The organism is Zoogloea oryzae, assembly GCF_030161255.1.
GTDB lineage: Bacteria > Pseudomonadota > Gammaproteobacteria > Burkholderiales > Rhodocyclaceae > Zoogloea > Zoogloea oryzae.
On the sequence record NZ_BSPX01000127.1, the window covers coordinates 1 to 5,799 of the forward strand.

General features: G+C 70.7%; 3 protein-coding genes. All 3 read right to left on the bottom strand.

The genetic code is table 11. The features are described 5' to 3' along the window. A partial coding sequence (locus QQK25_RS21865) for a response regulator (protein ID WP_284189860.1) occupies nucleotides 1–4,337 on the bottom strand: 4,337 nt, incomplete at its 3' end. A 13-nt stretch (nucleotides 4,338–4,350) separates the two neighbouring features. Beyond that, nucleotides 4,351–5,031 (bottom strand): class II aldolase/adducin family protein, encoded by a 681-nt coding sequence (locus QQK25_RS21870; protein WP_284189861.1) that lies wholly within the window; start codon nucleotides 5,029–5,031, stop codon nucleotides 4,351–4,353. 22 nt (nucleotides 5,032–5,053) lie between these two features. Then, nucleotides 5,054–5,799, bottom strand: a 746-nt coding sequence (gene mtnA, locus QQK25_RS24500) for an S-methyl-5-thioribose-1-phosphate isomerase (RefSeq protein ID WP_284189862.1), incomplete at its 5' end; no start/stop codon positions are given.

Here is a 5,799-nt window from a genome sequence, read left to right on the forward strand (position 1 = left end):
GCGGCGTCCCGCAGGGCGTTGGCGCCGAGGTTGGCGGCGGCGCCGCCCAGGGTGTGGGCGATGCGCTCGGCTTCGTGGAGCTTGCCGGCGGCGAGCGCTGCGCCGATCTGGTCGGCGCTGCCGGCGTGGCCTGTGACCAGCCGGCGGAGCAGCCGGATGTAGGCGGGGCCGTCCTGATTGACCCGGCGCAGGGCGCCGGCCACGTCGATGCCGGGCAGATCGGGCAGGTCGGGCTGCGTGCTGGCGGGGATCGGCTCGGGCTTCTGACGGTTGGCGTGGCGGAGGATCGTCTCGACCAGCCGTTCGGGGACGATGGGCTTGGCCACGTGGTCGCTCATGCCGGCGTCGATGCACTGCTGGCGCTGCTCGGCCATGGCGTGGGCGGTCATGGCGACGATGGGCAGGCCGGCGAAGCGGGCGTCTGCGCGGATCAGCCGGGTGGCCTCGAGGCCGTCCATCTCGGGCATCTGGAGATCCATCAGGACCAGATCGAAGGCCTCGGGGCCGGCGGCCTGGAGCGTCTCGACGGCGATGCGGCCGTTGTCGGCGATCTGCACGGTGGCGCCGTGCTTTTCGAGCAGCACCCGGGCGATGTGCTGGTTGATGTCGTTGTCTTCCACCACCAGCAGGCGCAGGCCGGCCAGCTGCAGGGCGGGGCTGACAACCGGCAGGGCGGCGACGCTGTGGGCGGCGCGCATGCCGAAGGCGCCGACGATGGTGTCGAGCAGGGTCGAGGCGGTGGCGGGCTTGTGCAGGTAGCCATCGATGCCGGCATCGACGCCGCGGCTGACGACGTGGTCGTCGCCGTAGGCGGTGAGCAGGATGATGCTGGGCGGGGCGGAGAGGCTGCGATCTTCCTTGATGCGCCGGGTGGCCTCGATGCCGTCCACCTGGGGCATGCGCAGGTCCATCAGGACCAGCCCGAAGCGGTCGCCGCTGTCGGCCCGGCGCACCGCGGCGATGGCTTCGGCAGCGGACGTGACGGCCTCGCTGCGGAACGGGAAGTTGGCCAGCAGGTGCAGCAGCACGGTGCGGGCCACCGGGTGGTCATCCACCACCAGCACCCGCAGGCCGTCGAGGATGCCGGGCAGCACCTTGGGGGCGCCTTCGCCGGCCAGTTCGAAGCGGGCGTTGAAGCGGAAGGCGCTGCCCTTGCCCAGGGTGCTGTCTACGTCGATCGTGCCGCCGCCCATCAGCTCGACCAGGTGGCGGGCGATGGACAGGCCGAGGCCGGTGCCGCCAAAGCGCCGCGACATGGAGGTGTCGGCCTGGGCGAAGGCTTCGAACAGGCTTTCGAGCTGGGACGGGGTCATCCCGATGCCGGTGTCGCGTACCTCGAACGCGAGGGTGGCCCGGTGGCTGTTGCGCTCGACGAGGCCGACCCGCAGGCGGATGTCGCCGGTGTCGGTGAACTTGGCGGCGTTGCCGAGGAGGTTGGTGAGCACCTGGCCCAGCCGCAGGGGGTCGCCCACCAGTTGCTGGGGCACCTCGGGGGCGACTTCGAGGATGAGCTCGAGCCCTTTTTCCTGGGCCTTCTGGGCGACGAAGGTGATGACGTGGTCGAGCACCTGGTCGAGGGTGAAGGGGGTGTGCTCGAGGTTGAGCTTGCCGGCTTCGATCTTGGAGAAATCGAGGATGTCGTTCACCACGCCCAGCAGGGTGGTTCCGGAGGCCTGGATCTTGTCGAGGTAGTCGCGCTGGCGTGGGTCGAGGCCGGTGCCCTGGCACAGGTTGGCCAGGCCGATGATGGCGTTGAGCGGGGTGCGGATCTCGTGGCTCATGTTGGCCAGGAAGCGTGCCTTGGATTCGGCGGCCTCCTCGGCCAGGCGCTTGGCTTCGCGCAGGGTGGACAGGGCCTGGCGATGGACCGCCAGGTCTTCGAGCACCCACACGCAGTGGGTGATCTCGCCGCGGGCGTCGGCCGTCTCGGTGAGCCCGCTGACCGAGATGCCGACCCACAGGGCGTCGCCGCTCTTGCGCCGCAGCTGGCACTCCCGTCGCCACACACTGCCGGCCTTGAGGGTGCGCCACTGTTCGGCGTGGAAGTCGAGGAACTGGCCGGCGGGGTCCAGCAGGTCGGGCACGGTGCCGGTCAGCTCGGGGGCGGCGTAGCCGGTTTCGCGGCACAGGTGGGGGTTGGCGTACTGGATGATGCCCGACGGGTCGGTGATGGCCAGCATCGTGGCGCTTTGTTCGACCGCCAGCGACAGGGTGCGCAGATCGCGCTCGGCGGCCTTGCGGCGGGTGATGTCGTAGCACCAGCTGATGAGGGCCGGGCCGCCGCGGAATTCGATCATTTCGATGGTGACCAGTACCCACAGGGGCGTGCCGTCGGCGGCGCGGAACTCGATCTCCTGGTCGCGCACCGGGTGGCCGTCGCGTAGCTGCAGGAGCACCGCGTCGGCCACCGCCTGGTTGCGGAACCAGCTGACCACGGGCCGCTGCATGAAGTCTTCCCGGCTGGTGCGGGCCACTTCGGCGGCGCGGCTGTTGACGAACAGGGGGTTGCCGCCGGGGCGGTTGATGATGACCGCGATGGGGCTGGATTCGAGGATGCGCCGGCTCCATTCGTCGGCGCTGCGGGCTTCGCGCTCGGCCTCTTTCTGGGCGCTGATATCCACCAGCACGCCAAGCAGGCCGCCGAGTTCGCCATTGGCCAGGCGGAAGCTGCTGACCCAGTACAGGGTGTCGTGTGTGGCGCCATCGGCAAAGGGCAGGCGCACTTCCTTGTGGAGGGTGCCGGCGGTGGCGATGGTCTGCAGGTCGTTGTCGTGGTGGGCGGCGCGCAGCTCGGGTGGCAGGAAGGGCAGCTCCAGCACGGTCTTGCCGACGAGGAAGGCGCGGGTGGTGCCGAAGGCTTTCTCGTAGGCCTGGTTGCAGCCCAGGTAGCGGGCATCCGGCCCCTTGTAGAAGACCGGGTTGGGCAGTGTGTCGAGGAGCACCTGGATGAACAGCAGCTGGTCGGCCAGGGCAGTGGATTTTTCGGCGAGCTGGCTGGTGCGTTCGGAGACCTTTTCTTCGAGCTCGGCGCGGCTGCGCTCCAGGGCGCTGGCGGCGGCGCTCAGGTGGGCCCGCATCCGCTCGTGGGAATCGGCCAGGTCGGCGATCTCCTGCCAGTCGGTGACGAAGGGCTCCGGCGGGGTGAGATCGAGCCGGCCGATGCGTTCGCTCTGGTCGATCAGGGCCGACAGGCTGGTCTCGATGCGGCGGCCGAGCCGGCGGGCGATGCCGGCGGTGATGGCGATGCTGAGGAGGATCAGGCCGACGAGCGTCGGGGCCATGTCCTGCAGGCGGGTGGGGATGAAGTCGCGCTCGCGGGCGAAGCCGCCGATCCACCAGCGCTGCTGGCCGAGGCTGATGGGCACGAACTGGGCCAGCCAGGCTTCGCCTTCGTTCTCGAAACCGAGCATTTCGCCGGACGGGCGGCCATCCACCAGCCACTGGGCGTAGCCGCGGGTGAGGAAATCGACGTTCAGCTCGGCGGCGGGCCGCAGGGCGGCGTCGCGGCGGTCGGACAGGTTGGCGAAGCGGGGGTAGCGGGGCAGGCCGATGACCTCGCCCTTGTCGGACAGCACGGCGCTGCCACCCCGTTCGCCCACCGGCGAATCGACGGTGAGGCGGGAGAGCTCGGCCAGCTGCAGGTCGAAGGCGATGATGTAGCGCTTGCCGTCGTCGGCGGTCCAGCGGGTGAAGGCGGTGATGCCGGCGTCGCCGGTGGTGAAGAAGCGGTAGGGCGCAGTCCAGCCCACCGCGCCTTCGTCGGCGGGCAGGGCCAGCGCGGCGTCGAACCAGGGGCGGGAGCGGGGGTCGTAGCGGGGCTCCTTCCAGGTGTCGGAGATCAGCTTGCCGCTCTTCGACCAGTACTGCCAGCGGCTGCCCTTCCCGGAGATCTGCGGGTCGGTGATGCGGTTGAACCAGCCGTTGGGGTCGCGCAGCACCAGCACTTCACGGCCATCGGTGTCTGCCAGGTGGATCGACGAGATCTGGCTGTCGCCCGTGAGGAGCGGGGTCAGCATTGCGTTGAAACCCGGCACGTCGTCGAGGCGCAGGCGGCGGCTCTGGCCCCAGCTGCGAGCGGTGTGGAGCTGGGTCTCGATGCGGCGGAAGTTGCGTTCGGCTTCGGACTGGACCTGGGTGACGGCCAGATCGAGCCGGGTGCGGGCGAGGGACTGGGTGGCCGGGGCGACGATCAGGAACTGGATGGCGGCGCCGAACACGACGATGCTCGCCACGAAGATCAGCAGCATCCGCCACAGCAGGCTGCGCACCAGGCGCGCGGGCGGGCGTCGGGGGGGCGGGCTGTTGGTGGCGGGGCTGTTGGTGGCGGGGCTGGACATCGGGGCGGGGCGTTCAGGCCGGGCCGGGTTCGGCCGCCAGGGGGGTCGGGGCGGTCGGGCGGGGCTGGCCGTAGGTCTTGAACAGGGCGAGGACTTCTTCCATCTCGGCGCTGGAGAGGATGTGCGGCTCGCCCAGCTGACAGGCGCGCCAGTATTGCTCGCAGAGGGTCTCGAACTCGACGGCCAGGGCCAGGGTGCCCCGCAGGTCGCCACCCAGCACCAGCATGCCGTGGTTGGCGAGCAGGCAGGCGCGGCGGCCTTCGAGGGCGGCGATGGCGCCGTCGGACAGCGCCTGGGTGCCGAAGGTGGCGTAGGGCGCGCAGCGCACGTCGGTGCCGCCGAAGCGGGCGATCATGTAGTGAAAGGCCGGAATGGCGCGCCGGTGACAGGCCAGCGCGGTGGCGAAAGGCGAGTGGGCGTGGAGCACGGCGCCCACGTCGGGCCGCGCGGCGAGGATGTCCCGGTGGATGCGCCACTCGGACGACGGGGCGAAGGGCCCGTGCCAGCTGCCGTCCATCCCCATCAGGGCCATGTCGTCGGGGCTGAGTTCGTCGTAGGGGCGGCCGGTGGGCGTGATCAGGAAGCCCCGGGTACAGCGCACGCTGGCATTGCCGGCGGTGCCGGCGTTGAGTCCGCAGTGGGCCATCTCCCGGGCCGTGTCGAGGAGGCCGGCCCGCAATACGTTCTCGTTCATGATCACTTGCTCCAGTCCGGGATCAACGGTGCTCGATGGCGGCGAGGTCGTCGGCAGCAAACACGCCGAACTCACAGATTATGCCAGCCAGAAGCCCGGCAGGCGTCACGTCGAAGGCCGGATTGCAGGCTGCGGTGGTGTCGCCAGCGATGCGCAGGCGGGCGGCGGCGCCGTGGTCGTCCAGCCCGTGGATGAGGCGTACCTCGTCGGCGCTGCGCTCTTCGATGGGGATCGCCCGGCCGTTCGGGCAGGCGAAGTCGATGGTCGAGCGGGGCGCGGCGATGTAGAAAGGCACGCCGTGGGCGCGGGCGGCCAGGGCCTTGAGGTAGGTGCCGACCTTGTTGGCGCTGTCGCCGTTGGCGGCGATGCGGTCGGCGCCGGTGATGACCAGATCGACCCGGCCTTCGGCCAGCAGCCAGCCGGCGGCGTTGTCGGCGATCAGGGTGTGAGGCACGCCGGCGCGGGCGAGCTCCCAGGCGGTCAGGAGGCCCTGGTTGCGCGGGCGGGTTTCGCTTACATAGACGTGAAGCGGAATGCCCGCAGCGTGGGCGGCGTAGATGGGCGCCAGCGCGGTGCCGTGGCCGCAGGTGGCGAGCCAGCCGGCGTTGCAGTGGGTCATCAGCTGGAGTGGCCGGCCTTTGGCTGCGGCCAGGGTTTCGAGGGTGGCCTTGCCGTGCTCGCCGATGGCGGCGTTGGCGGCGGCGTCGCCGGCGCGGATGGCCTCGGCGGCGGCCCAGGCGGCGGCGGGCACACGTCTGAACTCCAGTC